The sequence below is a fragment of the Micromonospora sp. PTRAS2 genome (assembly GCF_054052245.1).
This window is the reverse complement of sequence record NZ_JBSWBU010000019.1, coordinates 45,273-71,049: the sequence shown is the minus strand read 5'-3', so window position 1 is coordinate 71,049 and position 25,777 is coordinate 45,273. Positions and strand designations below refer to the sequence as shown.

Genomic DNA, 25,777 nt, shown 5'->3' with positions numbered 1-25,777 from the left:
CCGTGTCAGGCGAGGGAGGTCAGGAAGAAGTCCCGGATGTCCCCGGCGAGCAGCTCCGGCACCTCCATCGCGGCGAAGTGGCCCCCGCGCTCGAACTCCGACCAGTGCCGGATGTCGTAGAGCCGCTCGGCCAGCGGTCGCACCGACTGCGTGATGTCGTGCGGGAACACGGCCACCCCCACCGGCACCGGGCACGGCGCGATCCGACGCGGGGCCTCGCGGTGCAGTCGCGCCGAGGAGGCCGCGGTGGCGGTCAGCCAGTACAGCGAGACGTCGGTGAGCATCCGCTCGTCGCTGACGGGCGAGCGGGGGTCCGTCCACTGCGCGAAGCGCTCGGCGATCCAGGCCAGCTGGCCGACGGGCGAGTCGGTCAGCGCGTAGCCGATGGTCTGCGGGGTGGCGGCCTGCAGCGCCTGGAACGGCGGCCGGTTCGCCATCAACTGCCTGACCTTGTCCAGCCGGGCCTCGTCCGTCTCGGACAGGTGGATGTCGGCGTCCGGCAGCGGCCGGGTCGGCAGGTAGTTGACGTGCACCCCGACGACCCCTTCGGGTGCCACCGCGCCGAGCGCCAACGAGATGCCCGAGCCGAAGTCGCCACCCTGCGCGCCGTAGCGCTCGTAGCCGAGACGGCGCATCAGCTCGGCCCAGGCCCGCGCGACCCGGACGACGTCCCAGCCGCGCTCGTGGGTCGGCCCGGAGAAGCCGAAGCCCGGAATGGACGGGATCACCAGGTGGAAGTCGCGCGACAGCGGCTCGATCACGTCGAGGAACTCCAGGAACGAGCCGGGCCAGCCGTGGGTGAGGATCAGCGCGAGCGCGTCCGGCTTCGCCGACCTGACGTGGACGAAGTGGACGTTCTGGCCGTCGATCTCGGTGGTGAAGTGCGGAAGCTCGTTGAGCCGGGCCTCCTGCGCGCGCCAGTCGTAGCGGGAGCGCCAGTGTTCGACCAGTTCTTTCAGCCGCGCCTGCGGGAAGCCGTAGTCCCACCCGGCGTCGGCGACCTCGTTGGGCCACCGGGTGCGGCCGAGCCGGTCGTCGAGGTCGTCGAGAGCGGTCTGGGGGACGTCGATGCGGAACGGTTCGATCATGGTCTTGACTCCAGGGAGATTCGTTTGGCGCTCTAACGTTTGTGCGACTAACGATACCGATACCGTTAGTGCGCCCAACGATTTGTTAGGGTTGTCACATGGAGAAGCCAGCCGAGGGCGCGCCCGCCAGCTGGGAGAGCCTGCCCAGCTGGCTGCTCACCCAGACCGCCGGCCACGCGCAGCGCCTGGTGGGCGACGCGTTCTCCGCCGCCCAGGCCCGCGGCTACCACTACCGTTTGCTGGCGACGCTTGAGGAGTTCGGCCCCGCCAGCCAGGCCACGCTGGGCCGCCGCAGCGGCATCCACCTCAGCGACATGGTGGCGGCGGTCAACGAACTCGCCGAGCGCAAGCTGGTCGAGCGCGCCCCGGACCCGTCCGACCGTCGGCGCAACATCATCTCGTTGACCGCGGCGGGCAGGCAGCAGCTGCGGCGGCTGGAGAGGCGGCTGGCCGAATGCCAGGACGAGCTGCTGGCCCCGCTGTCACCCGGGGAGCGCCAGCGACTGACCGAGTTGCTGGCCAAGCTGCTGGACCACCACCACCGACGCGCCGGCGACGCATGATGATCGTCTGCTGTTTCTGGAGAACCCGCCCGGCGTGTCGTCTCCGGAATCAGCAGACGATCACGCGATAGCCGGCCCGGCCATCGCCGCGAGGCGGCGGGCGAGCCGGGCGAGGGCCTGCCGCAGCTCCGCCGGCTCCAGCACCTCCGCCTCGAAGCCGAGCCGGGCCACGTGCAGGGCGAGCCAGTCGAGGTCGTCCCCACCGACGACGAGCATGCACCAGCCGTCGCGGCCGCCCTCGACGCGCCCCACCTGCGGCGGCACCAGTGCCCGCAGCGCGTCCGGCGGGGCGTGCACCCGCACCCGGGCGAGGTGCCGGTACGGTGCCTCGGCCACGGCCCGCCGCACGTGGGCGACCGGGTCGGGGTGCTCCCGGGCCCGGAAGCGCCACGTCGTCGCCGCCGTCTGGCGCATCCGGTCGAGCCGGAACGTGCGCCAGTCGCCGCGGTCGACGTCCCACGCCATCAGATACCACCGGCGGCCCGTGGTGACCATCCGCACCGGCTCGACCGTGCGCTCGCTCTCCGCGCCGTCGCGGCCGGCGTAACGGAACCGGACCCGCACGGCGTCGCGGCAGGCCCGCGCGAGGGTCACCAGCAGCTCCGCGTCGATCTCGATGCCGGGGCCGACCAGGGTGTCGGTGGCGGCGTGCACCGCCCGCACCTCGGCGCGCAGCCGCGCGGGCAGCACCTGGTCGAGCTTGGCCAGCGCCCGCAGTGCCGCCTCCTGCGCCCCGGCGACCGTGCCACCCGAGGCCAGTCGCAGGGACACCGCCGTCGCGATCGCCTCCTCGTCGTCGAGCAGCAGCGGCGGCAGCCGGGTGCCAGCGCCGAGCCGGTAGCCGCCGCCGACGCCCGCCGCCGCGTGCACCGGGTAGCCGAGCGCGCGCAGCCGCTGCACGTCGCGGCGCACCGAGCGGTCGGTGACCCGCAGCTCGGCGGCGATCTCGGCGGCGGTCCAGGACGGTCGCCGCTGCAGCAGCGCCAGCAGCCGCAGCACCCGCTCGGTCGTCGCCTCGACGGTCACCCGTCGATCGTTGCACAGGTCTAGGAACGAACCTGTCCGCGATATGCCGGAGGCTGGCACCATGACCGACGTTCAGATCACGTTCGACTGCGCCGACCCGGCCGCCCTGGCGGCCTTCTGGGCCGAGGCCCTCGGCCACCAGGTGCAGGCCCCGCCGCCCGGCTTCGAGTCGTGGGAGCAGGCACTGGAGGCGATGGGCGTGCCGCCCGAGCGACGCAACTCCGCCTCGGCGGTGGTCGACCCCGCCGGCACCGCGCCGCGGCTGTTCTTCCAGCGGGTGCCGGAGCCCAAGCAGGTCAAGAACCGGGTGCACCTCGACGTGCGGGCCGCCCCGGGGCTGGTCGGCGACGCGCGGATGGCGGCCCTGGAGGCGGCGGCCGAGCGGCTCGTCTCGCTCGGCGCGACCCGGCTGCGCCGCCACGAGCCCGCCGCACCGCTCGACGCGGGGCACATCGTCATGGCCGATCCCGAGGGCAACGAGTTCTGCCTCGACTGATCACTTGCCCGTCCGGTCGTGGGAAGCAGTCCGACCCGCCCTCAGGTGACTTGCTGTCCTCTCGGGTCTACTGAACCATCGCCCGAGCCGGCTGTCAGATGTCGAGGCGGACGGCCGCGCGGAGATGTGGCGGCGAACTACGGATCGTGGCGGCGGCTGTACTACCGTCTGGGGCGTGAACGATCGTACAGCGGCGTATCAGCCCCTGACGGTGCAGCGCCTGGGTGCTCTGCTCGTTGGGGCCGACGAGTCACGGCGATGGCGGTTGATAGCGGAGTTCCTGGAGGAGCATCGCTGGGAACCGATCGAGACGCGCATAGACCTGCTGGCCATGGAACCGCCTCCTACAGGCGACGAGCACTGGGACGTGTTCCTCGCAGCGCTGGCGGAGCACCTGGCGGCCAAGGATGGGCGTGGCGCCCCGGCTTGGGTTGAGACGCGGTCGCTGCGGCGGTTCTGGTTCCCATTCAACACCCCCGCAGCCCGGGTCGACGCCATAGTGCACGCGCCGGCGGCGTTCCGACGCCGCGGAGTGTACGTGGCAGCCCAGGAGTTGAACGTCGCGTGAGTGCCACCGACCCGCTGTTGGATCGCGCCGCGATCGAGGATGCTTTCCGCCGTCTCGGGGACCGGCTCGCCCGGCGCGGGGTGGTTGCGGACCTGTACATCTTCGGTGGCGCAGCCATGGCTCTGGCATACGACGCCCGCCGGGCAACCCGTGACATCGATGCGGTCTTCCAGCCGCACGGCGTCGTGCTCGACGAAGCCCGGGCGGTCGCCGCCGAACTCGGCCTGCCGAGCTGGTGGCTCAACGAGCAGGCGAGTGCCTACGTCGCCCCGGGCGGCGACGCAGCAGCACCTCGCGTGTTCGATCACCCGGGCCTCCGGGTAACTGCCGCATCACCGGAGCATCTCTTGGCCATGAAGGTGCTCGCGGCACGGCGTCGCGATGCCGAAGACATCCGCTTTCTGGTGGAGCATATGGGGCTCAGCAACGCTGAGGATGTTCTCCGTCTCTGTGCGGAGGTCTTCCCCGAGGAGGAGGTTCCGGGACGGGCAAGGCTCGTGCTCGACGACGTCTTCGACACTCGATGACCCGCTCGTCGAGTGTCGAAGACGCACGGGAGCCGCACGAACGCGGTCACGCCTCTCCGCGATGAATCGACTACTTCGCTAGCTTCTGCGCATGGACGATGACAGGGAACACAGGGTCGCCGGCCTCCCCGCCTACTTGTCGGCGCAAGACTGGGCAGATCTTCAGACCCTGGGGAGCAGGCACACGTTCGACGTCGGCGTCCAGCTCCTGAGGCAGGGCGACGAGGGCGATTTCGTCCACGTCATCTTGCGTGGTGCGGTCAAGGTGGTCCGCAGCGAACCATCGGGCGGGCGCACGATCCTCACCATTAGAGGCGCTGGGGACGTCGTCGGGGACTGGGCAGCACTCGACGGACGACGACGCTTCGCGTCGGTCTCCGCCCTGACCACCCTGACCTGCCGATTGCTTACGGGATCAGCATTCCGGCGGTTCGTCGAGAAGCCAGCGGTTGCCGCCGCGTTCGCTCGATACAACGTCACCCGGTCGCGGGAGGCCGATGTGCAGCGGACGGAACTGGCGGTCCTCCCCGTCCGGCAGCGCTTGGCCAGAGCGCTCCTTCGTCTGCACGAGGCTGCAAGCGGCGGGTTCGAACCAGCCGGAGTCGACCTGCCGCAGCAGGATCTGGCAGAGCTGGTCGGAGCGTCACGGAATGCCGTGGTGCTTGCTCTCGGCGTCCTGCGCGCGGAGGGCGTGGTCGACACCCGGCGACGACGGGTAACGGTGTGCGACGTCTCGGCTCTACACCGGATCGCTAGCCTGGACCACCATTCGGACTGATACCTGGAACACACTGCCGCTGCCCACTGCTGGGCAGTTCTGTCCGACCTGGCGGACGACGATTGCTCGCATCACTCGAATCGAACGAGAGGAATGCGATGAACCAGCCCAGGCCGTTCCAGCAGTCCCGCCCGCTGCCGCCGTACCGCGCCGTGTTGGCAGTGGATGCCAAGGGGTTCACCGAGCTGCCCGGCAGTACGCACGAGGACGTCGCCGCCCTCATTCCCCAACTGGTCGGTGATGCGATGCGGCGCGCCGGGTTGGAGGCTGACTGGTCAAGCCCTGACTTCTTCGGCCACACCGGGGACGGATTCGCCGTCGGTCTACCCACCCGGGTCCTCCCGCACCTCATCCACCCCTTTCCTGCTCGGCTCCAGGAACGCCTCGACGAACACCGACGCAGCCAGCCCGGCGACCCAGCGCTGCGCCTGCGGGTGAGCTTGCACGTCGGCCCGTTGCCGGTCGATTCGCTGTCAGCCGGCCAGGGCGGCAACGGCGTGGCTCGCAATGAGACTCACCGCCTCCTCGACTCCGACGTCGTCAAGCAGGCGCTCAAGGAGGCCAGTCCGAACGTCACCCTGATGGTCCTGATCGTCTCTGACCGGGTCTTCCATGACGTCGTTAGCGCCGGCTACGCCGGTCTCCATCCCGACCACTTCGTCGATGTGACGGCGCGGGTTCCCGGTAAAGCGTTCGCGCAACGCGCCTGGATGCATCTGCCCGCGCCGTCCGGGCGAGGTCCGGCCCGGCTCGGCGGAGATCCTGACGGCCCCGAGCACCTCGACCGCTCGGTGCCGCCCGCGTCTCCTTCGCCCGCCCCACACCCCATCGGGCCGAACTACGGCCAGACGGTGGCTGGTGGCACCGTGCACGGAGGAATGCACCAGCAGTTCGGAGAGCAGCGATGAACGGACCATCCATCGGCCTCGGCGACATCATCGATGTCTTCGACGAGGACTCAGACGACTACGTCGACGACGGGTCATACGACGGTCCGGAGCAGGCTGCCAACTACGGCCAAGCGGTGGCCGGGGGCATCGTGAACGGCGGCATGCATCAAACGATCTACAACGAGGTCAAGCTGTTGAACAGGCTGATCTCCGCACACCAGCTGACTCCCACGTACGTCGCGCAGGTCATGGCGACGTTTGTGGAGCGAAGCTTCCACCGGCCCGGCCACGAAGGACGGTTGAGCCGTAGCGACGTCGAGCGGCTTCTGACCAACGAACCGTGCGTGGTGCTCGTCGGGGCCGCTAGAACCGGACTGACCACGGTTGCGGTCGCGCTGCTCGATGGATTCGGCCGGGCTGGGTGGCGGCTCCAGCGAATCCTGTTCGACGGGGAGGACGGTCGTCCCTTTGCCGGCACCGACCTGCCGAAGGAGAGAGGCGTCGTCCAGCTGCTGCGGTTGCCCCGGGAGGCGAGTCGGGTCGACCCCCAGTTCGCCGGTGTACTGCATGCGCACGCTGCCGATCTCCGTTCCCTCGGGTCTCACCTGGTCATCACCGCGACCACAGCGGTTTGGCAGGCGATCGGCGGTCAGGTCGGGATACCCGTCATCGAGGTAGCGCCACCCGATCCCATCGAGCTGGTACGACGACGTTGCGCCGCTGCCGAGGTGGACGTGGAGGCAGTCGTGACTCAGCCGATGATCGGCCGACTCTTGGATCGGGCCTCCGCTGCTGACGCAGCGCGGCTGGCTGACATCGTCGTCTCCGCGATGCGCAACCATCCGGACAAGCATGGGGAGGAACTGGCGAAGGAGGTCAGCGGCGCATACGGCGACTGGGACGACGAACTTGCGAGCTGGTTCGCCGATGCCAGTTGGGACCTCCGAGCACGCCTGTTCCTGGTGGCAGCCGCGATGTTGGAGGGGGAACTGGCCGCCGACATTCTCGATACCGTCAATGCTTTGGGCAGGCACCTCGGCGATCTTGAGGTTTCTCGACTGGACGGGCTGGCAAACGCGGGGCTCCGCGCCCTCGCCGCCGCCGTCGGCGCCGAGATCGTTGACGGCCGGCTCTGGTTTGTCCGCGCGAACTATGCAGAAGCCGCCCTCACCTTCGTCCACGCCGACCGTTCGTCGGTGTTCCGTCGGAAGCTCTGGGAGTGGGCAACGACGCTGGCCAGCCAGCGCAACGGTCGCAGCTCTTCGGTGACAGCCGCGCGGGTCACCGAAATGATGGTGAGGTTGGTGCTCCGGCGACGGGACGTCCGTCCGCTCACCCAACTGCGACACTGGGTCAGCCGCCCGCATCTGCGGGACCACATCGTCAACGCGCTGACCGCGACCGCCGTCAGCGACGAAGTCGGCGTCGAGGTCCGAGCCCTGTTGTACCGATGGGCCCGGGACCTGACGGACGCTCGCCTGTTGACCGTCGTGGCCGAGGTTTGCGCCGGTCAGATGGCAGATCTTTACCCGAAGGTGTCGCTGACTCGACTGGGGCATCTCTGCACCCGGCAATATCCTGCTGTGACCGAAGCAGTAGTCGTCGCGGTGATCCGGCTCTGGGAACGGCAGGAGCTACGCCAGCGCGTGCTGCAGGTGATCACTTTGTGGGCGACCGATGGTTCCGGCCCTCGCGCCGAGGCTGCCTGGCGGATCTTCAGCGCCCTCTCCCCCCTCGAAGCCCACCCGCTCCTCCATGCCGACGACGTGCCGGAGCAACGTGAGGCGCTGGTCCGGGCGGCGGCCCGACTCATCGACGCCCCCGACTCGGCCGATATCCGCGCAGCGTTCGTCACCACGACCCTCGAAGCGGCAGTCGGCAGCGGAAGCGACGCTGAGCGGTTCATCCAGTTCTTCGCCGACACAGTGCGTTGGGACTGCGCTGGCACAAGCCGGATGGTCCGGATCTGCAAGCTCGCGTTCACCTGGCAGCCGGTGAGAGATGACCATGACCAGCCCGTCCGCCGTGAACTGCGGGACCGTCTGGTTGAGGCCCTGCACCGCGCCGACCCACTCACCGCGAGGAGTTGAGAACGATGTGGGGATCGTTTCGCCGGACTTCTCACGCCTGGGCCTACGAAGCTACGGACAGCCACGTCACTCCTCCCGTCGGCCAGACGCAATTCCTCGGCAGAAGTGTCCCGAGCGCAGTCGAGGGTGCTCACTTTCTTGCCGACGTGGACGTGCAGTGGCGCGGGGGTGACAACGGGTGCGCCGACACCGTCTGGCGCGCCGTCCGGGGTTTCCTCGCCAAGGTATCCGCCGGCTACCGGGTGACGGCAGTCGCCGAGTTGGTGGACCGGCTGAACGCGTACAGGTCCGTCCCCTGGCGCATCCATGGCACCGAGTTGGTCGTCACCCTGCTACACGTTCGGCTGACCGCCACGGCAGAGGCTCAGACGATCACTGAGGCCTGGGAGGAGGAACAACGCGAGGAGGCCCGGGAGATACTGCGCCAACAGCAAGAGCTCCGGCAACTCCGCTATCTCCGGGACGAGATCTTCGGCGATCCGGGAATCGCCCGGATGTACTGGCACGTGAAGCACCCGACGGACCTGACCGTGTTGGCCGGCAATTCCTTCGAGGACATCGCCGAACGATTGAAAGGAGACGCGCCTACGGCGGCGGTATCGCCCCAGGGCCAGACCATCGCTGGGCTGATGGGTGAGTTCCTTGGCGGACTAGATGAGGACGAGCGTTCCCACCTGATAGACCAGTTGGGCGTCGTGTTCCGTAGCTTCCGCCGGCCGGACCTCGCCGAGCGCCTGCCATCAGGATCGGCCACCCCGTCGCCTCGGTCGCCATCGTGAGCACCGATCAGCACCCGCTGAACCCGCACCGGAGCAATGCGGCCTGGTCGGCTCTGCAACAGCTCAACGAGGCCATTCGGTTCGCGGACGTCAAAGTCACCGCAGTACTGGCGGCGGACGGACTTCTCGGCAGTCAGCTCTGGGCCGGCCGGTACCAGCCCGCCACGGTGGGGGCGAACTGGCAGACGGTGTTGCTGACCATCGCCGGTGTAAGTGCTGCTCTGAGCGCCCTCCTGACCCTGCTCACCCTGGCCCCCCGGCGGCAGATCACCGATCTGGAAGCGCTTCACCACTTCGACGATGTGGCACAACGCTACGCACGCAACAGCCAGGGATTCATCGACGCGTGGCTGGCCACCACGGCCGATGACGACGCGACGTCGCGCATGCTCGCTGGTCACATCTGGGCAGCCAACCTGGTCGCCCACCACAAGTTCACCCGAGCGAGTTGGTCCATCCGCCTTCTCGCGGTCGGAGTCGCGGCGTGGGTGGCCGCAGGCCTGGGGTAGCGGGGCGTCGGAATGTCGGCAGCTCCGATAGTTCAGCTGTCCCGCTGACGTACGGAACGTGCCGACTCCGCCGCCGCATGTGCGCCCGGTCCATCCAGCAAGCCCATTCGGCCGATCCGACCCGGCGCCACGTCCAAGGCTCAGGCGCCGACGCGCTGGGGCGGGACGGTCAGCCCGTACAGGGCCATCAGCTCCGGGGTGTCGACGCGGCTGCCGTCGGCCACCGAGTCGCAGGAGATGTCGACGATCTGGTCCTTGTGCGCCAGCAGGTAGGGCCGGGCCCCGACGTCGGCGCTGGCCAGGGTGGCGATGCCGGACCAGTGCCGGCGGCCGAACAGCATCGGGTAGCCACGCAGCCCGTCGTAGGTGGCGCAGACCAGCACGTCGGGGTACGGCAACGCGGCCACCCGCCGCACGGCCGCCGGGGTGAGCCCCGGCATGTCCACCGGGACCACGACCACCGCCTCGATCCGCTGGTCGGTCAGCGCCGCCAGGCCGGCCCGGATCGACGAGCCGACGCCGGTGCCCCAGGCGCGGTTGACCACCACCGTGGCCCGGGTCAGGTCGGCGGTCTGCCGCACCTGGTCGGCCGCCGCGCCCAGCACCACCACGATCTGCGCGCAGCCCGCCTCGGTCATCGTGTCGATCATCCGGTCCACCAGGGGTTGGTCACCCTGGTGGAGCAACGCCTCGGGGCCACCGAGGCGGCGTCCCCCGCCCGCCGCGATGATCATTCCTGCGATACGCACACCGGGTGCAACGAGCACCCCCGCGATGAGTGTCGGGGCGAAACGGATATTTGCCGCACTCTGGGTGCGGGGCGGGGCACCGCCGGCCGCTTCGGGTCGGCCAGCCAGCCGCTGCGCGTCGCCGGGCTGCCGCCTCCGGCCAGGTCAGGCGTCCGCGTAGCAGTCCACGACCGACAGGTCCAGCGGGAACCGGACCGGGGTGTCGCCGAACAGCAGGGCGGTGGCCCGCGCGCCGCTGGCGCGGACCGCCTCGGCCACCGCGTCGGCCTGCCCGGCCGGGCAGTGCACGATCACCTCGTCGTGCTGGAAGAAGACCAGCTCGGCGTCGCTGCCGGCCAGCGCCGTGCGCAGCGTGGCCAGCAACGTGGACGCCCACTCGGCGGCGGTGGCCTGGATGACGAAGTTGCGGGTGAACCGCCCCCGGGACCGGGCCGCCCGCGCCCGGGGGCCCTGCGGGTCGGCCGCCGCCTCCGGGTCGACCCCCGCGTCGTCGCCGTCGGTGAAACCGGCCGTGCCGGGCGGGCAGGTGCGCCCAAGCCAGGAGCGCACCAGGCCGCCGGCCTCGCCGGTGCGCGCCGCCGCCTCCACGTACGCGAAGGCGGTCGGATAGTTGCGGCGCAGCACCGCGAGGGCGGGGACGGCCATCCCGCCGGTCTGCCCGTACATGGCGCCGAGCAGGGCCACCTTGGCCCGGGGCCGGTCGCCGCCGAACGAGTCCCGGGCCAGGGCGGCGTAGAGGTCGCCCGCCCCGCCGGCGGCGGCCAGCCGGGCATCGCCGGAGACCGCCGCGAGCACCCTCGGCTCCAGCTGGCCGGCGTCGGCGACGACGAGCCGCCAACCCGGGTCGGCCACCACCGCCCGCCGGATCACCTTGGGGATCTGCAACGCGCCGCCACCCCGGGTGGCCCACCGCCCGGAGACGACGCCGCCGGGGACGTACTCCGGGTGGAACCGGCCGTCGCGCACCCAGGCGTCGCGCCAGGCCCAGCCGTGCGCCGTCCAGATCCGGTAGAGCTCCTTGTGCTCCAGCACCAGCGGCACGGCCGGGTGGTCGACGCCGCGCAGCACCCAGGCCCGGGTGTTGGGCAGCTCCACGCCGACGCGGGCGAACGCCCGCAGCAGCTCGGCCGGGGAGTCGGCGTGCACCTGGCGCAGGCCGAACGCCTCGGCGATGCGGGCGGTCAGCTCGGCCAACCGGCGGGGCGGGCCGCCGACCGGGGACGGCTCGCCGAGCAGCCCGGTGAGGATCTCGTCGTGCACCTCGGCCCGCCAGGGCAGGCCGGCCGCCCCCATCTCCGCCGCGATCAGCACGCCGGCCGACTCGGCGGCCACCAGCAGCCGGAACCGGCCGGGATGGGCGGTGGCGGCCATGCGGTCGAGCTGGTCGGCGTACACCCGGGTCAGGGCCTCGACGCCGGGGCCCGGCGGACCGGGCAGGGTGTCGAAGAGCGCGCCCTGGCCGTGGCCGGGCGGCTCGGCCGCGCGGGGCGGCGGATCCGGCGGCACCGGCGCGCCGGTCAGCCGGGCCCACGCGGCGGCCGGCGAACGGGGCTCGCCCCAGCGGCCGGCGTGCCCGAGCAGCAGCGACTCGGTCAGCTCCACGTCGTGGCAGCGGTCGAGCCGGACCCCGGCGCGCAGCAGCGCCGGGTAGACGCCTGCGCCGCTGCCCCAGACCCAGCGGGGGTGGGCGGCGGCCTCCCGGGCGGCGACGGCGGCGGCGAGGTCGGTGGCCTGCTCGGCCGGGCCGGTGGGACGGCCGGCCTGGTCGAGGGGCAGCAACGCTCCCCCGCCCCGGTCGTCCGCCTCCACCGCCACCAGCACGAACGCGATTCTGCCTGCACCGTACGACGCTCGGCGTGCGGCGGCTACTTGCTCACGCCGGCGGTCAGGCCGGACTGCACCTGGCGCTGGAACACGATATAGACGATGAGCACCGGCAGCATCGCCATGGTCACCCCGGCGAACAGCCCGCTCCAGTCGCTCTTGTAGCCCTGGTTGACCGACAGCTCGATGAGCCCCTGGGCGATCACCTGGTTCTTCGGCTCCCCGGCGACCGACTGCATGAGCAGCGTCGGCAGGTACCACTGGTTCCACTGGCCGAGGACGTTGAAGATGCCGATGCTGATCAGGCCCGGCTTGGCCATCGGCAGCATGATGCTGAAGAACAACCGGCTGTGCGAGGCCCCGTCGACCATCGCGGCCTCGGCGATCGAGTCGGGCAGCGTCCGGAAGAACGAGTGCATGAAGAAGACCGTGAACGACAGCGACCAGGCGACGTACACCATGATCAGCATGAGGTGCCGGTTCGGGCCCAGCAGGGGCAGGACGATCCCCATGTTGTAGACGCCCTTGAACAGCGGCACGGCGGCGAGATAGATGGGCAGGGTCAGGCCGGACAGGAACATGTAGTAGATCAGCCGGTTGCCGGGGAACTCGTAACGCGCCAGCACGTACGCGGCCATCGAGCCGAGCAGCATGGTCAGGAAGACGCTGCCGACCAGGACCAGCAGCGTGTTGAGGAAGAACGCGCCGAGGTGCCCCTCGCCCCAGGCGCGGGTGAAGTTGTCCCAGTGCAGCTCGTCGGGGATCAGCGACAGCGGCTCGCGGATGACCTCCGAATCGTCCTTGAACGCCGACATCACCACCCACAGCAGCGGGTAGATCACCATCACGGCCCAGACCACCAGGAACAGGTGGGAGAAGCCGTTGAAGAAGCGTCCGCCCAGCTCCCGGCCGCGGCTGACGAGGCCCCGGCTCGGCGCGGGGCGGGGGGCCGGACGCCCGGGGCGGGCCCGCTCACCGGACGGGTGGGTCACCGTGCTCATCGTCGGGGTCTCCTCAGTACTCGATCCGCTCACGGCGGGTGATCCGGAGCTGGAGAGCGGCCAGCAGGATCGTGAAGATGGCCAGCGCCACGCCCATCGCGCAGGCGTAGCCGAACTGCCCCTTCTGGAACGCGGTGAAGTTGAGCACCGACGCGAAGATCTCGCTGACGTGGTTCGGCCCGCCCTGGCTCGGGGTCATGACGAAGACCAGGGCGTACATGTCCAGCGCGATGAAGCCCAGGTAGACCCAGGCCACCGAGATGGTGTCCCGCAGCAGCGGCAGGGTGATCCGGAAGAACGTGTGGAACCGGCTCGCCCCGTCGAGGAGCGCCGCCTCGTAGATGTCCTTCGGGATCGACTGCATCGCCGCCGAGAAGAGCACCATGTAGAAGCCGGCCCCGCTCCACACGGCGATGAACAGCAGCCACCACAGCACCGCGGGCACGCCGAGGAACGGCTCGGGGTCGGCGGTGAACCCGATCGGGTTGTCGGCGTCGACCAGCCCGATCTTCATCAGCAGGCCGTTGATCAGGCCCTGGTTGTCCGAGCGGTAGATCTGCTGCCACATCACGGCGATCACCACGAGCGACAGGACCTGCGGGAAGAAGAAGATGACCTTGTAGAGCCCGGAGCCGAAGACCCCCCGGATGCCGGCCCTGTCCTCGCGTCCGCCCACGTTGAGCAGGAACGCGAGGAACAGGGCCAGCGCGATCGTGAACAGCGGCACGGTGACCAGGAAGAACACGTTGTGCCAGAACGCCTTCCTGATCAGCTCGTCGGAGAACAGCCGGACGTAGTTGTCCAGCCCGACGAACTCCTGCTTGTCGGAGTAGCCGCCCCAGTTGGTCAGCGAGTATCCGGCCGCCTGGGCGAAGGGCCACACCACGTAGAAGAGGTACAGCGCGACGGGGAGGGCCAGGAAGCCCGTGACGAAGCGCGCGACACCGTGCCGCATTCCACTCACTCTCTCGAACGGATCAGTGGGCCGCCACCGGGATCAGGCGCGGGTCTGCTTCTTGATCGACGAGTCCTTGGCGACCTTGTCGGCGGCCGCCTGCATCTTGTCGACGAACTGCTGCGCGGTGAGCCGGCCGGCCATCAGCTCCTCGGAGAGGTTCTGGCTCTCCTTGTCCAGGTCGGCGTAGAAGTCGAAGAGCTTGGTCTTGATCAGGTCCTTCGGCGCGTTGCGCATCAGCTCGTTGGCGCTGGCCAGCGCCGTGTCCTGCACGCCGTCGCCGGAGCCCTTGGTGGAGGCCAGCGACTTGGTCAGCTCGGCGAACTTGGCGGAGCCGGACTTCGACAGCACGGCCCGCAGGAACTCCTTCGCCGCCGCCTTGTTCGGGGCCTTGCTCGGCACCACGAGGCCCTCGCCCGCGCCGGCGAAGACGTCCTTGGGCGCCTTGTCGGTGGCCCCGAGGCCCCAGTAGTCCGACAGCTTCATCTCGAAGCCCGGCGGGATCGTCGCCGCCATCTCGTTCTTCAGCCAGGTGCCGACCTGGATGAACGCCGCCTTGCCGTCGAGCCACGCCTGCTGGGACTGGGTGTGGTTGAGGTTGCCCGGCAGCAGCAGCCGGTCCTTGACCAGCTTCTCCCATGCCTGGAGGGCGGGCAGCACCCCGTCGGCCTTCCAGGCGTTCTCCTTCAGGTTGTCGATGTCGACGACCGCCTGCCGGCCGGCGGACTTCCAGATCGTCGCCATCAGAGCCCAGCGCGGGTAGTAGCCGTGCACGGCGTCGTGCACGTACGGGGCGATGCCCTTGGCCTTGATCTTCGGCGCGAGGGCGAAGAACTCGTCGAACGTCGTCGGCGGCTGCCAGCCCTCCTTGGCGAACAGCGCCCCGTTGTACCAGTTGCCCCACACGGTGAAGGCCACGTTGACGACGTAGAACTTGCCCTGGAAGGTGCCGTCCTCGACCGTGCCGGGCAGCAGCGTGTCGGCGACGGTGCCCTCGCCGTCCCACGCCGGGGCGGTGAGCAGGTCGTCCAGGGGCTCGATCGCGCCCTCGTTGACCAGGGTGCTGATGTCCATCATGTCGGCGCCCGAGTTCATGACGAGGTCGCTCGGCTGCGTCGCCATCTTCGGCTGCTCTTCGGTCTTGATCTTCTGGGTGGAGCTCATGTTGACCGTCACGCCCGCGTGCTTGGCGGCGAAGACGGCCTTGTCCTCGTTGGCCCACTGGTCGCCGAGGCCGCCGTTGAAGATGACGACCTTGACGGCGCTGCCGTCCTTGACGCCGAACGGGTTGTCCTTGCTCTTGGCGGCGCCGGTGTCGTCGGACTTGCTCGGCTCGCTGCCGGCGCAGGCGCTGAGCAGGCCCGCGGCGGGGGTGACGAGCAGGCCCGCCGCGGCGGCACGGCGCAGCAGGGTCCGGCGGCCCAGATCGGCCGGGTTCTCGGGGGTAACCGACATCGTTGTCTCTCCTTGAGGTGTCGAATCAGGCGGTGCGCCGGAGACGCCCGGCGTACCGCGACTCGAGGGCGAGGTTGTGCTCGTCCCCACCGGGGACGTTGGCGGAGAGGTAGATAGGGGGTACCTCCCCGGCCTGGTGGAACCGTCGTACGACCTCCGCGGTCACCAACTGCGCCAGCAGCGCGGCGGTGACCGAGGAGACCGCACAGACCGCGCCGCCGCCGGAGAGCGGCAGCAGTGCGTCACCGTACGGCGCGCCGTTGTCCAGCACGACGTCGGCGAGGTCGACGAGCCGGTGCCCCGACGGGTGCCGGGGGGCGACCCGCGAGGTGTGCTCGACCGAGGTGACCGCGATCAGCGGGTGGCCGTGCCCGGTGACCAGCGTCGCCAGCTCGACCACCGAGCCGTTGATGCCGGACTGGGACGCGATCAGGAAGACGTCGCCCGGCTGCGGGGCGGCGAGGGCGTAGAGCTGGTGGGCGACGGCCGGGTCGCGTTCCAGCTTGGGGTCGGCGAGCACGTCGCGGGGCGCGTCGCCGTGCAGCACGAGGTCGTGCAGGGAGATCCGGTTGGTGGGGACCAGCCCGCCGGCCCGGGCGACCAGTTCGGCGGCGAACGCCTCGGAGTGGCCGGCGCCGAACGCCTGGAGCACCCCGCCGGCGCGCAGGCCGGCGGCGATCAGGTCGGCGGCCCGGCCGACCGCCCCGGCCTGCGAGTCGACGACCCGGTCGAGGACGGGCCGGACGGCCTCGGCGTATCCCTGTGCGCTGATCATGCGGTGGCCCCCTTCGCGGCCTTGTGCCCGTCGACGGCCTGGGCGGTGCGCCGGAAGGCCGCGTGGGCGCGGTCGTGGGTGCGCTGGGCGACGGCGATGTAGAGCAGGTCGAGCACGACGAGCTGCGGGTGCCGGGCCGACAGCGCGTCGGGGCGGAACGTGGTGGCCTGGCTGGCGGTGAGCAGCACCAGGTCGGCCAGCTCGGCCAGCGGCGAGCGGGGGAAGCCGGTGAGCGCGACGGTGGTCGCGCCCCGGCTGCCGGCCTCGGCGAGCAGCTCGATGGTCTCCCGGGTCTGCCCGGTGTGCGAGATGCCGAGCGCCACGTCGCCGGGGCCGAGCAGCGCGGCGCTGGCCAGCCCCTCGTGCACGTCGCTCCAGGCCCAGGCGGCCACTCCGATGCGGTGCAGGCTGAACTGCATCTCCTCGCCGACCAGGGCGCTGCCGGACGCGCCGAAGATGTTGACCCGGCTGGCCCCGGCGATGGCCACGGCCGCCCGTTCCACCTGGGCGAGGTCGAGCAGCGCGGCGGTGTCGTGCATGGCCCGGGTGTCGGCGGCCATGATCTGGCCGAGCACCCGCTCCAGGGGGTCGCCGGGCTGGATCTCCCGGCCGATGTCGACGGTCCAGCCGGCGGAGCGGGCCCGCCCGGTCTCGGCGGCGATGCCGAGGCGCAGGTCGGCGTACCCCTCGAAGCCCATCGCGCGGCAGAACCGGGTGATGGTGGCCGGGGAGGTGCCGCTGCGCTCGGCCAGCTCGACGATGGTGGCCCGCGCGGCGGCCTCCGGGTCGCTGAGCACGTGCTCGGCGACGCGGCGCAGCGCGCCGGTGAGCTCCGCCGCGCCGGCCCGGACGCGGGCGAGCACGCCGTCGGTGGGCAGCGCGGCCCGCCGGTCGGCCTGGTCGGCGTCGACCACGGCGGCGCCCCGGGGGGTGTCGACCTCGTGATCCACCATGCGACGCCTTTCGGAAAAGAGTGTTAACTGTTAGTGGTAAAAGTTCTTACTGAAGGGCCCTCCGTGTCAAGACCGTGGTCGAAGTTTTCAAACTGTTACCTGACGCGCGGCCCCCCGCCCGGCCGGGGATCTTGCCCCGCACGGCCGGGTCGACCAGCATGAATCCGCCCGCACCGCCGACCCGGGGAGGCCCACCGGATGTCCGACACCGTCGTGGTCGGCCTCGACGTCGGGGGTACGTCCACCCGGGCGCTCGCCGTGACGCTGGCCGGGGAGCGCCTCGGCACCGGCCGGGCCGGCGGCGGCAACCCGACCAGCCATGGCGCCGAGCGGGCCGCCGCAGAGCTCCGGGCGGCCCTGCGCGCCGCGCTGTCCGGCGTGGACCCGGCCCGGGTGCGGGCCGGCACGATCGGGCTGGCCGGGGCGGGACGGCTGCTCGCCGACCCCGCCGGGCGGGCCGCGTTCGACGGGGCGTGGCGCGACGCGGGCCTGCGCTGCCCGTACGCGGTGCACGGCGACGCCCTCGTGGCGTACGCCTCCGGCACGCCCAGCGCGCACGGCACGGTGCTGATCGCCGGCACCGGCGCGATCGCCGCGCAGGTCCGCGACCTGCGGCTGGACCGGGTCGCCGACGGCCACGGCTGGCTGCTCGGCGACGCCGGCTCCGGGTTCTGGCTGGGCCGGGAGGCGGTCCGTCGGCTCCTGGCCGACCTGGACGCGGGGCACGCCCCGGGGCCGCTGGGCCGCCGGGTGCTCGCCGAACTGCTCGGCGTCGACCGGGTCGCCGACCGGCCCCGCGACACCGTGGACGCCGTGGTGCAGGCCGTCACCCGCCGGCCGCCGGTCGAGCTGTCCCGGCTCGCGCCGCTGGTGGTCGCCGCCGCCGTCGAGGCCGAACCGGTCGCGGCGGGGCTGATCGGGGCGGCCGCCGGCCACCTCGCCGACAGCGCCGCGCGGATCCGCCCGGCCGGCGCGGTGGACCCGGTGGTCCTCGGCGGCGGGCTGCTCACCGGCGACACCCCGCTGGCCGCCGCCGTCCGGGCGGAGCTGGCCCGGCGGTGGCCGGCCGCGCCGCTGACCACGGCCGGCGACGGGGCGGCCGGGGCGGCGTGGCTCGCCGCCCGCGACCTGCCCGGGGTCGCCGACCCGGCCGCCCTGCACCCGCTGCTGGTGCCGGCGACGCCCTGACCCGCGCACCCTCGCCGAACGCGGCGGCTCGCTACCGCTCCGCGCCGGGCTCACCCAGAATCGCCGCCGCCGACGCCAACTGGAGGTCGAGCAGCCGTCGCACCTGCTTCAGGCGCGCATCGTCGTGGCGGATCAGCTCGCCCTGGTAGTCAGCGAGCAGGGCGAACGCAAGCGCCTTCAGGCCGACCTCGGTCCGGCACCGGTCGTCGGCCACAGCCGTCGCGATCTCCTGCGCCGACACGGATCGCTCCGGCTCCTCGTCGGTGACCGACACCGACGTGGCCCATCGACCGTCCCCCTCGGCGGCCGTGGTGTCGGCGTACCGGTGGCCCGCCCGTCGCATGCACCGGCTCCAGTCGGCCTGGGCCCGCCGGAACCGGTCGTCGGACTCGACCCTCGCCGTGGCGGCCTGTTCCAGCTCGGCGAAGGCCGTCCACGGCACCACACGCTCGTCCCGGATCGACGCCCGCAACGCGACGCCGGCTGGGGTGTCGAGCAGCCCTCGGACCTCACCCTCGCAGCCGCCGGACGGCACGGGCACACCGCGGAACGTGTCGACGGAGCCGTCGAACGCCCCGATGAAGGGTTCGGGCACCACCAACGCCTTCGTCAATCCGCGGACCATTGCGGTGAAGACATCGTCCTGGTAGCCCTCCGGACCCCGGTACCCGAAGCGTGCCGGGTCCCGGTCGCCGAGCGCGTGCACCGCCCCCGTCGCACCCGGATGACGCACCGGCCGGACGGGTGGCATCGGAAGATCGATCCCCAGCCTCGCCATGCATCGGCGGGTCGCCAGCAGGCGCGCGCGCTGGATCCGCTGGTACTGGTCGAGGGTGGGCTCCCAGTCGGCGATCGGCAACGTTGCTCCCGGCAGCGGGCCGACGGACACCGAAGCGGCCGGCGGGCGTCCCTTCCGCGCCTCGGCGACCAGCCGCCCAGGCAGGCCGGTGGCCACCCCGACCGAGCCGAGCAGCACCGCCCCCAGCAGCACCGTCAGGAGCAGGCTCCGCGCTGGACGTCCCATGGTTCGTTCCCTTTCGCTGGCGGCAGGGCCGGCGGCCCGGGCACTGCTGACGGCATCGGCGGACGCCCTCCCCCGGATGGACGTCCGCCGATACCTGCTCACCCGGCCGGTTCGCCGAGGATCAGAGGGACACCTTCACGGTGTCGAACTTGAAGCCGGTGACCGCCAGCTTGCCGCGGGCGAAGGCCCAGTTCACCTGGCTGAAGGGCACCGCCGCCGTGAAGGCGGAGTTCTTGCCGTCCGGAACGGTGGACCACAACGGCCACGAGCCGCCGTACCCCCGCACCAGTAGGACACGTCGTTGCCCGAGTAGTTCCAGCCCATGCTCACGGCGTCACCGGACGCGCCGCCGTAGATCACCGCGAAGACGTGGCTGTTGTAGGTGCGAAGGGCCAGCGTGCGGCCCTCCGCCTTCGCGCTGGTCTTGGTGGTGCCGGTCACCTTGTAGTCCCGCGCGGTCCCGCACCAGGTGTCGGCGGCGTAGGCCGGCGAGGCGGGAGCCAGCAACGCCGCGGACGCCATCAGACCCGCGGTGGCCAGCGTCAGGAACTTTCGTTTCATCGGTTTCCTCTCCCGATTCTTCCGGAACGTGAGTCGATGCTCAGTACTTCGGGCAGAGCGTCATCGCGCCCTTGGGGTTGAGGTACTCGTCGTACACCCAGCCGATGCTGGCGCCGCGGGGGTCGCGCACCCACGTCCACGTGTTGCCGTAGTCGTTGATCGTGTAGCAGTCGAAGGTGACCTGCGTGCCGGTCGGCAGGTACGCCGTGATCGCGCAGTCGCCGTACGGGCCGGTGTGGACGGCCGCCTGCCTGGTCGTCTTGCCCGAGCCGGTGTCCCAGTTCTCGTGCGGCCAGGCCGCGTTTCCACAGGTCACAGCCGTCGCACCGAGCCCGGGGGCGGCGGCGCTCCCCACCTGCCGCTCCGCCGCCCCCGCCGGGCCGGACAGCCCGGTGAACACCAGCGCGGCAGCCCCCGTGACGGCCGCGATCCTGCCGAACATGCCGGGATTCGTCATCCGAGCACTCCCCTCCTTCTCGGCCACCACCGGGTCGGCGGAGGCGCTTGCGGTGCTGAATCTGCCAGCCGACGAGGGACGAATCCGCGAACCTGGACGTCCATGGACGATGTCGGACGCCGATGGAAGGATGCGACCGTGACCAATGGCTCCGCTGATCCGTCCGCACACGATCCACCCGGGACGGAGGGCGAGCTGTTGGCGGAGCTCAATCGGCTGCGGGTCCGCGCCGCCCGTTCCCGGGGCAAGGCCCGGCTCTCCCTCCAGGACCTGGCGACGGCCACCGGCGTGCCCCGGAGCAGCCTGGCCAACTACCTCAACGGGCGCAGCGCGATGCCGATGGACGCGCTCGACCGGCTCCTGCTCGCCCTCGGCGTGACGCCGGCCGAGGCGGGTGTGTGGGCCACCCGGTGGGAACGGGCCGTCGGCGAGCGCCTCGCGCCGGGCGGCGCCCCACGCGCGGCCACCAGCCCCGCCGCGCCGGGGCCGGAGCCTCCGGCGGCCGACCCGACGCCCGGCGACGGGCCGCAGGCGCAGTCGGCCGCCGACCGCCCGGGGCCGGCGCTGCCGGTGCCCGCGCAGCTGCCGCCCACCCTTGGCGCCTTCTCCGGGCGGCAGGACGTGCTGGTGCAACTCGACGGGCTGCTCGTCGATGCGGACGCCGACCCCGCCGCCCCGGTCATCGCCGTCGTCACCGGCGCCGCCGGAGTCGGCAAGACCACGCTGGCGACGTACTGGGCGCAGCGGGTCCGCGACCGTTTCCCCGACGGGCAGCTGCACGTCGACCTGCGCGGCTTCGACCCCCGCAAGCCGCCGGTCCCGCCCGCCGAGGCGGTCCGGGGTTTCCTGGACGCCTTCGAGGTGCCCCGGCACCGCGTGCCGACCGGCCCGGACGCGCAGGCCGCCCTCCTGCGCAGCCTGCTGACGGGCCGGCGCGTGCTCATGGTGCTGGACAACGCCCGGGACGCCGACCAGATCCGCCCGTTGCTGCCCGGTGCGTCCGGCTGCCTGGTGCTGGTGACCAGCCGCGGCCAGCTGCCCGGCCTGGTCGCGGTGGAGGGTGCCCGGCCGGTGCCGGTGGAACTGCTCGACCCGGCCGAGTCCCGGGCGCTGCTCGCCGCCCGGCTGGGCTCCGGGCGGGTGGACGCCGAGCCGGGCGCGGTCGACGAGATCGTCGGGCGGTGCGCGGGCCTGCCGCTGGCGCTCGCCGTCGTCGCCGCCCGCGCCGCCGCCCACCCATGCTTCCCGCTGGCCACGATCGCCGCCGAGCTGCGGGAGGCCCCACGCCGCCTCGACCCGCTCGCCGGCACCGACCCGGGCATCGACGTGCGGGCCGTGCTGTCCTGGTCGTACGCGCTCCTCGGCACGCCGGCCGCCCGGCTGTTCCGGCTGCTCGGGCTGTCCCCCGGGCCGGACGTCGGCACGGCCGCCGTGGCCAGCCTCGCCGGGACGTCCGTCGCCGAGGTCCGGCCGCCGCTGGCCGAGCTGGTCGGGGCGCACCTGGTCACCGAGCACCGGCCCGGCCGGTTCACCTGCCACGACCTGCTGCGCGCGTACGCCCGGGAACTGGCCGACGCGGACCCGGCGGCCGGCCGGGCGGCCGCGACCCGCCGGCTGCTCGACCACTACCTGCACACCGCGCACGCCGCCGAGCAGGTCCTGGTCCCGCCCCGGGGCCCGATCACCCTGGCCGACCCCGCGCCCGGGGTGGCCCCGGAGCGCGTCGACGGCCGGGCCGCCGCGCTGGCCTGGTTCGCGGCGGAGCACCGCTGCCTCGTCGCCGCCGTCGAGCACGCCGCCGGCACCGGCCACGACACGCACGCCTGGCAGCTCGCCGCCGCCTGCGTCAGCTTCTTCGACCTGCGCGGGCACTGGGCCGACTGGACGGCGACGCAGCAGATCGCGCTGCGCGCCGCCCGCCGGCTGGGCGACCGGAGCGCCGAGGCCCACGCGCACCGCTTCCTCGGCGGCGCGGCCACCCGGCTCGGCCGGATCCTCGACGCCCGCGCCCACCAGTCGCGGGCACTGGTGCTGTTCGAGTCGCTGGACGACCGGATCAACCAGGCGTTCACGCACCGGAGCCTGGGCTGGATCGCCGAGCGCTCGGGCGACCACCGCACCGCGCTGGGTCACGACCTGCGGGCCCTGGAGCTGTTCCGGCACGCCGGCCACCGGGGCGGCGAGGCGGCGTCGCTCAATTCGGTCGGCTGGTGCCACGCCCAGCTCGGCGACCACCGGCGGGCGATCGCGGACTGCGAGCAGGCCCTGGCCCTGCTCGACGAGCTGGGCGACCTGGACGGGGTCGCCATGACGCTCGACAGCCTCGGCTACGTCCACCGGCTGCTCGGCGAGCACGCGCGCGCCGCCGAGCTGTACCAACGGGCCCGGGGGCTCTTTGCGGCGCTCGGTGACCGGCACGGTGAGGCCGAGGCCGGGGCGAACCTGGGTGACACCCTGTGCGAGGCCGGCGACCCCGAGGGGGCCGCCGCCGCGTGGCGGCAGGCGCTGGCCATCCTCGACGACCTCGGCGACCCGAAGGCCGACCGCGTCCGGGCCAGCCTCGACGCGGTGATCTGCGCCGAGCTGGACCCGGACGGCCCGGGAACGCCCCGGCGCTGACGATCCGGCCACCGGGCGGCCCGGCCTGGCCTAGCCTGGGCTGATGCGCCGCCTGCGGCAGCTCGCCGAGCGCACCCCGGCCGGGCGGGAACGCTACGTCGACCTGCTGCGGGCCGTCGCCATCTGCATGGTCGTCGCCGGGCACTGGGGCGTCACCGTCATCGGCCGCGACGCCGCCGGCCGGCCCACCGGCCACTCCGCGCTCGGCGACCTGCCGTGGGCGTACCCGCTGACCTGGGTGGGGCAGGTGCTGCCGGTGTTCTTCCTCGTCGGCGGGTTCGCCAACGCCGCGTCGCTGACCGCGAACCGGGCCCGGGGCGGCGACGCCACCGGCTGGTTGCTGGCGCGCAGCGCCCGGCTGGTGCCGCCGACCACGGTCCTGCTGCTGGTGCTGGCGGCCGGCGCGGGCGGGTCGTCCCTGTGGGGCGCCGGGGAGGCGCGGATCCGCACGGTGGTCTGGTTCGCCACCATCCCGCTGTGGTTCCTCGTGCCCTACCTGGCCGCCGTCGCGCTCACCCCGCCGATGCACGCGCTGCACCGCCGCTTCGGGCTCGCCGTGCCGGTGGCCCTGGTCGGCGTGGTCGCCCTCGGCGACGTGGGGCGGCTGGCCGGGCCCGCGCCGCTGGCGTACGGCAGCTACCTGGCCGGCTGGCTCGCCGTGCACCAGGCCGGCTTCGCCTGGTACCACGCCCACGCCGCAGCCGGCGGTCCCCGGGGCGGCGGCGCGGCCGACGGCGCCCGGCACCCGCTGCCGACGTCCCGCCCGGCGGCGGTGGCGCTGCTCGCCGGCGGCCTCGGCGCGCTGCTGCTGCTCACCGCAGTCGGGCCGTACCCGGTGGCGATGCTGCACGTGCCCGGCGAGCGGCTGGACAACGCGAGCCCGCCGAGCCTGGCGCTGCTCGCCCTGGCCACCGCCCAGCTCGGGCTGGTCCTGCTGCTGCGCGACCCCGCCGAGCGGTGGCTGCGCCGGCCCGGCCCGTGGCAGGCGGTCATCGCGGTCAACTCGGTGGTGCTGACCGTCTTCCTCTGGCACCTCACGGCGGCCCTGCTGCTGGTCGGCGCGCTGGACGCGCTCGGCCTGCTGCCCACCCCCGCGGCGGGGACCGCCGCGTGGCTGGCCTGGCGGGTGCCCTGGCTGTTGCTGCTCGCCGTGGTGCTGGCCGGGCTCGTGGCCGTCTTCGGGCCGGTCGAGGCGCGGGCCGGCCGGCGGCGGCGCGCCGGGGAGGGTGCGCGTCGCCGCCGGCCGGCCCACACCGGCCTGGTGGTCGCCGGGTACGCCGCCGTGATCGCGGGGCTGCTGGTCAACACCGTCACCCCGAAGGCCGCGCCCGAGCCGCTGGGGCTGCCCGCCCCGGCGCTGGTGGCGTACCTGGCCGGGGCGGGGCTGCTGCGATGGCTCAGGTCTGGGTGGGGAAGCCGAGGTTGACCCCGCCGTGGCGCGGGTCCAGCCACCGGCTGGTCACCACCTTGCCCCGGGTGAAGAACGCCACCCCGTCGGCGCCGTGGGCGTGCAGGTCGCCGAAGAGGGACGCCTTCCAGCCACCGAACGAGTAGTACGCCATCGGCACGGGGATCGGCACGTTGATGCCGACCATGCCCGCCTCCACCTCGTGCTGGTAGCGCCGGGCCGCGCCGCCGTCGTTGGTGAAGATCGCCGTGCCGTTGCCGTACGGGTTGGCGTTCACGAGGTCCACCGCCTCGTCGTACGAGCCGACCCGCAGCACGCCGAGCACCGGCCCGAAGATCTCGTCCGTGTAGATCGACATGTCCGGGGTGACCCGGTCGAACAGGGTCGGGCCCAGCCAGAAGCCGGCCGGGTCCCCGTCCGGGGCGACGTCGCGCCCGTCGACGACGGGCACGGCCCCGGCGGCCACCCCGGCGTCGACGTACGCGCGGACCTTCGCGGCGTGCGCGGCGGTGACCAGGGGGCCCATGTCGCAGCCGCGCCGGCCGTCGCCGGTGCGCAGCCGGCCCATCCGCTCGGCGATCCGGGCGACCAGGGCGTCGGCGACCGGCTCCACCGCGACCAGCGCGGAGATCGCCATGCACCGCTCCCCCGCCGAGCCGAAGCCGGCGTTGACCGCCGCGTCGGCGGCCAGGTCCAGGTCGGCGTCGGGGAGCACCACCATGTGGTTCTTCGCCCCGCCGAGGGCCTGCACCCGCTTGCCGGCGGCGGTGCCGCGCTGGTGCACGTGCCGGGCGACGGGGGTGGAGCCGACGAACGACACCGCCTTCACCCCCGGGTGGTCGAGCAGCGCGTCGACCGCCTCGGCGTCGCCGTTGACCACGTTGAGCACCCCGTCGGGCAGGCCGGCCTCGGCGAACCACTCGGCCAGCAGCAGCGCCGCGCTCGGGTCCTTCTCGCTGGGCTTGAGCACCACCGCGTTGCCGCAGGCCACGGCGACCGGGACGAACCACAGGGGCACCATCACCGGGAAGTTGAACGGGGAGATCACCGCGACCACCCCGAGCGGCTGGCGCAGGCTGTACGAGTCGACCTCGGTGGAGACGTTCTCGCTGAACCCGCCGCGCAGGGCCGAGGGGATGCCGCAGGCGTACTCGATGACCTCCAGGCCGCGCTGCACCTCCCCGGCGGCGTCGGCGAGCACCTTGCCGTGCTCGGCGGTGATCACCTCGGCGAGCCGGTCGCGGCGGGCGTGCACCAGCTCGCGGAACGCGAACAGCACGGCCGTGCGCTTCGCCAGGGAGGCGTCGCGCCAGGTCCGGGCGGCGCGGCCGGCGGCGGCGACCGCGTCCGCCACGTCCGCGGCGGAGGCCAGCGCCACCTGGCCGGTACGCCGTCCCGTGGCCGGGTCGAACACGTCACCGCGCCGGCCGGAGGTGCCGTCGATCCGCCTGCCGTCGACGAAGTGCCCGATGAGGTGCACGGCGTTCGCTTCGG

The 25,777-nt window shown here is 72.5% G+C and carries 25 protein-coding genes; 12 read left to right on the top strand and 13 right to left on the bottom strand.

Annotation, left to right across the window (positions count from 1 at the left end):
• Positions 1-5: 5 nt before the first annotated feature.
• A complete protein-coding gene (locus ACVMYR_RS31200; protein WP_457123506.1) occupies positions 6-1,088 on the bottom strand; it encodes an epoxide hydrolase family protein in 1,083 nt (360 codons plus the stop codon).
• A 98-nt stretch (positions 1,089-1,186) separates the two neighbouring features.
• On the opposite strand from ACVMYR_RS31200, the gene ACVMYR_RS31195 reads away from it, so the two are divergent.
• Positions 1,187-1,651 (top strand): MarR family winged helix-turn-helix transcriptional regulator, encoded by a 465-nt coding sequence (locus ACVMYR_RS31195; RefSeq protein WP_431896651.1) that lies wholly within the window; start codon positions 1,187-1,189, stop codon positions 1,649-1,651.
• Between the two features lie 60 nt (positions 1,652-1,711).
• On the opposite strand, the gene ACVMYR_RS31190 is transcribed toward ACVMYR_RS31195, so the two are convergent.
• The gene (locus ACVMYR_RS31190; protein WP_198956687.1) at positions 1,712-2,677 is read right to left on the bottom strand and encodes a helix-turn-helix transcriptional regulator; all 966 of its coding nucleotides are present in this window, start codon (positions 2,675-2,677) and stop codon (positions 1,712-1,714) included.
• Between the two features lie 61 nt (positions 2,678-2,738).
• Between ACVMYR_RS31190 and ACVMYR_RS31185 the strand changes: the two genes are divergently transcribed.
• The 8 genes from ACVMYR_RS31185 (at position 2,739) to ACVMYR_RS31150 (ending at position 9,314) form a co-directional block, all read left to right on the top strand.
• Entirely contained in the window at positions 2,739-3,173 is a 435-nt protein-coding gene (locus ACVMYR_RS31185) for a VOC family protein (RefSeq protein WP_387164443.1), read from the top strand.
• Between the two features lie 175 nt (positions 3,174-3,348).
• Entirely contained in the window at positions 3,349-3,741 is a 393-nt protein-coding gene (locus ACVMYR_RS31180) for a hypothetical protein (RefSeq protein WP_457123505.1), read from the top strand.
• A complete protein-coding gene (locus ACVMYR_RS31175; RefSeq protein ID WP_457123504.1) occupies positions 3,738-4,268 on the top strand; it encodes a DUF6036 family nucleotidyltransferase in 531 nt (176 codons plus the stop codon). Before ACVMYR_RS31180 ends, ACVMYR_RS31175 begins: the two co-directional genes overlap by 4 nt.
• 91 nt (positions 4,269-4,359) lie before the next feature.
• Positions 4,360-5,046, top strand: coding sequence for a Crp/Fnr family transcriptional regulator (locus ACVMYR_RS31170; protein ID WP_457123503.1), 687 nt, complete (start codon positions 4,360-4,362; stop codon positions 5,044-5,046).
• 98 nt (positions 5,047-5,144) lie between these two features.
• A complete protein-coding gene (locus ACVMYR_RS31165; RefSeq protein ID WP_457123502.1) occupies positions 5,145-5,954 on the top strand; it encodes a hypothetical protein in 810 nt (269 codons plus the stop codon).
• Positions 5,951-8,026, top strand: a complete 2,076-nt coding sequence (locus ACVMYR_RS31160) for a hypothetical protein (RefSeq protein ID WP_457123501.1) — start codon at positions 5,951-5,953, stop codon at positions 8,024-8,026. The genes ACVMYR_RS31165 and ACVMYR_RS31160 overlap by 4 nt, the downstream gene beginning before the upstream one ends.
• Positions 8,027-8,172: 146 nt before the next feature.
• On the top strand, positions 8,173-8,805 hold the full coding sequence (locus tag ACVMYR_RS31155) for a hypothetical protein (protein WP_457123500.1): 633 nt from the start codon (positions 8,173-8,175) through the stop codon (positions 8,803-8,805).
• Positions 8,802-9,314, top strand: a complete 513-nt coding sequence (locus tag ACVMYR_RS31150) for a Pycsar system effector family protein (protein ID WP_457123499.1) — start codon at positions 8,802-8,804, stop codon at positions 9,312-9,314. Before ACVMYR_RS31155 ends, ACVMYR_RS31150 begins: the two co-directional genes overlap by 4 nt.
• A 140-nt stretch (positions 9,315-9,454) precedes the next feature.
• Here ACVMYR_RS31150 and ACVMYR_RS31145 read toward each other — a convergent pair whose 3' ends face one another.
• The 7 genes from ACVMYR_RS31145 to ACVMYR_RS31115 form a co-directional block, all read right to left on the bottom strand.
• Positions 9,455-10,048, bottom strand: a complete 594-nt coding sequence (locus tag ACVMYR_RS31145; protein WP_074474259.1) for a nucleotidyltransferase family protein — start codon at positions 10,046-10,048, stop codon at positions 9,455-9,457.
• Positions 10,049-10,207: 159 nt separating this feature from the next.
• Positions 10,208-11,893 carry a bifunctional 3'-5' exonuclease/DNA polymerase gene (locus tag ACVMYR_RS31140; protein WP_431896703.1) on the bottom strand — a complete coding sequence of 562 codons (1,686 nt, stop codon included), beginning with the start codon at positions 11,891-11,893 and terminating at the stop codon, positions 10,208-10,210.
• Positions 11,894-11,928: 35 nt separating this feature from the next.
• Positions 11,929-12,888, bottom strand: coding sequence for a carbohydrate ABC transporter permease (locus tag ACVMYR_RS31135; protein ID WP_396787974.1), 960 nt, complete (start codon positions 12,886-12,888; stop codon positions 11,929-11,931).
• Positions 12,889-12,901: 13 nt separating this feature from the next.
• Positions 12,902-13,843 (bottom strand): carbohydrate ABC transporter permease, encoded by a 942-nt coding sequence (locus ACVMYR_RS31130; protein WP_457123498.1) that lies wholly within the window; start codon positions 13,841-13,843, stop codon positions 12,902-12,904.
• 42 nt (positions 13,844-13,885) lie between these two features.
• Positions 13,886-15,298 (bottom strand): N-acetylglucosamine/diacetylchitobiose ABC transporter substrate-binding protein, encoded by a 1,413-nt coding sequence (gene ngcE / locus ACVMYR_RS31125; RefSeq protein WP_457123497.1) that lies wholly within the window; start codon positions 15,296-15,298, stop codon positions 13,886-13,888.
• Positions 15,299-15,323: 25 nt separating this feature from the next.
• A complete protein-coding gene (locus tag ACVMYR_RS31120) occupies positions 15,324-16,073 on the bottom strand; it encodes a sugar isomerase domain-containing protein (protein ID WP_077939249.1) in 750 nt (249 codons plus the stop codon).
• Positions 16,070-17,026, bottom strand: coding sequence for a MurR/RpiR family transcriptional regulator (locus ACVMYR_RS31115; RefSeq protein WP_077939248.1), 957 nt, complete (start codon positions 17,024-17,026; stop codon positions 16,070-16,072). The genes ACVMYR_RS31120 and ACVMYR_RS31115 overlap by 4 nt, the downstream gene beginning before the upstream one ends.
• Before the next feature lie 198 nt (positions 17,027-17,224).
• Between ACVMYR_RS31115 and ACVMYR_RS31110 the strand changes: the two genes are divergently transcribed.
• A complete protein-coding gene (locus ACVMYR_RS31110; RefSeq protein WP_457123496.1) occupies positions 17,225-18,214 on the top strand; it encodes an N-acetylglucosamine kinase in 990 nt (329 codons plus the stop codon).
• 31 nt (positions 18,215-18,245) lie between these two features.
• Here ACVMYR_RS31110 and ACVMYR_RS31105 read toward each other — a convergent pair whose 3' ends face one another.
• The 3 genes from ACVMYR_RS31105 to ACVMYR_RS31095 all read right to left on the bottom strand — a co-directional run bounded on the left by ACVMYR_RS31105 (position 18,246) and on the right by ACVMYR_RS31095 (position 20,256).
• Entirely contained in the window at positions 18,246-19,238 is a 993-nt protein-coding gene (locus tag ACVMYR_RS31105) for a hypothetical protein (protein WP_457123495.1), read from the bottom strand.
• 192 nt (positions 19,239-19,430) lie between these two features.
• The gene (locus tag ACVMYR_RS31100; RefSeq protein WP_457123494.1) at positions 19,431-19,799 is read right to left on the bottom strand and encodes a hypothetical protein; all 369 of its coding nucleotides are present in this window, start codon (positions 19,797-19,799) and stop codon (positions 19,431-19,433) included.
• Between the two features lie 40 nt (positions 19,800-19,839).
• Positions 19,840-20,256: a hypothetical protein gene (locus tag ACVMYR_RS31095; protein ID WP_457123493.1), complete on the bottom strand. Its 417-nt coding sequence runs from the start codon at positions 20,254-20,256 to the stop codon at positions 19,840-19,842.
• A gap of 198 nt (positions 20,257-20,454) precedes the next feature.
• Between ACVMYR_RS31095 and ACVMYR_RS31090 the strand changes: the two genes are divergently transcribed.
• Together ACVMYR_RS31090 and ACVMYR_RS31085 are read left to right on the top strand one after the other, a co-directional pair.
• Entirely contained in the window at positions 20,455-22,875 is a 2,421-nt protein-coding gene (locus ACVMYR_RS31090) for a tetratricopeptide repeat protein (protein ID WP_457123492.1), read from the top strand.
• Between the two features lie 43 nt (positions 22,876-22,918).
• A complete protein-coding gene (locus tag ACVMYR_RS31085) occupies positions 22,919-24,301 on the top strand; it encodes an acyltransferase family protein (protein ID WP_457123491.1) in 1,383 nt (460 codons plus the stop codon).
• Here the strand turns inward: ACVMYR_RS31085 and ACVMYR_RS31080 are convergent.
• Complete coding sequence (locus tag ACVMYR_RS31080; RefSeq protein ID WP_457123513.1) at positions 24,273-25,763, bottom strand: CoA-acylating methylmalonate-semialdehyde dehydrogenase; 1,491 nt, start codon at positions 25,761-25,763, stop codon at positions 24,273-24,275. The two genes, ACVMYR_RS31085 and ACVMYR_RS31080, sit on opposite strands and share 29 nt — an antisense overlap.
• Positions 25,764-25,777 lie beyond the last annotated feature (14 nt).

Excerpts from the sequence above, each read along its gene's own strand:
- ACVMYR_RS31085 (WP_457123491.1), top strand. The coding sequence starts at position 22,919 with ATGCGCCGCCTGCGGCAGCTCGCCGAGCGCACCCCGGCCGGGCGGGAA.
- ACVMYR_RS31145 (WP_074474259.1), bottom strand. The coding sequence starts at position 10,048 with ATGATCATCGCGGCGGGCGGGGGACGCCGCCTCGGTGGCCCCGAGGCG.
- ngcE (WP_457123497.1), bottom strand. The coding sequence starts at position 15,298 with ATGTCGGTTACCCCCGAGAACCCGGCCGATCTGGGCCGCCGGACCCTG.
- ACVMYR_RS31200 (WP_457123506.1), bottom strand. The coding sequence starts at position 1,088 with ATGATCGAACCGTTCCGCATCGACGTCCCCCAGACCGCTCTCGACGAC.
- ACVMYR_RS31130 (WP_457123498.1), bottom strand. The coding sequence starts at position 13,843 with ATGCGGCACGGTGTCGCGCGCTTCGTCACGGGCTTCCTGGCCCTCCCC.
- ACVMYR_RS31095 (WP_457123493.1), bottom strand. The coding sequence starts at position 20,256 with ATGACGAATCCCGGCATGTTCGGCAGGATCGCGGCCGTCACGGGGGCT.
- ACVMYR_RS31100 (WP_457123494.1), bottom strand. The coding sequence starts at position 19,799 with ATGAAACGAAAGTTCCTGACGCTGGCCACCGCGGGTCTGATGGCGTCC.
- ACVMYR_RS31160 (WP_457123501.1), top strand. The coding sequence starts at position 5,951 with ATGAACGGACCATCCATCGGCCTCGGCGACATCATCGATGTCTTCGAC.
- ACVMYR_RS31115 (WP_077939248.1), bottom strand. The coding sequence starts at position 17,026 with ATGGTGGATCACGAGGTCGACACCCCCCGGGGCGCCGCCGTGGTCGAC.
- ACVMYR_RS31110 (WP_457123496.1), top strand. The coding sequence starts at position 17,225 with ATGTCCGACACCGTCGTGGTCGGCCTCGACGTCGGGGGTACGTCCACC.
- ACVMYR_RS31165 (WP_457123502.1), top strand. The coding sequence starts at position 5,145 with ATGAACCAGCCCAGGCCGTTCCAGCAGTCCCGCCCGCTGCCGCCGTAC.
- ACVMYR_RS31185 (WP_387164443.1), top strand. The coding sequence starts at position 2,739 with ATGACCGACGTTCAGATCACGTTCGACTGCGCCGACCCGGCCGCCCTG.
- ACVMYR_RS31170 (WP_457123503.1), top strand. The coding sequence starts at position 4,360 with ATGGACGATGACAGGGAACACAGGGTCGCCGGCCTCCCCGCCTACTTG.
- ACVMYR_RS31135 (WP_396787974.1), bottom strand. The coding sequence starts at position 12,888 with ATGAGCACGGTGACCCACCCGTCCGGTGAGCGGGCCCGCCCCGGGCGT.
- ACVMYR_RS31195 (WP_431896651.1), top strand. The coding sequence starts at position 1,187 with ATGGAGAAGCCAGCCGAGGGCGCGCCCGCCAGCTGGGAGAGCCTGCCC.
- ACVMYR_RS31120 (WP_077939249.1), bottom strand. The coding sequence starts at position 16,073 with ATGATCAGCGCACAGGGATACGCCGAGGCCGTCCGGCCCGTCCTCGAC.
- ACVMYR_RS31105 (WP_457123495.1), bottom strand. The coding sequence starts at position 19,238 with ATGGGACGTCCAGCGCGGAGCCTGCTCCTGACGGTGCTGCTGGGGGCG.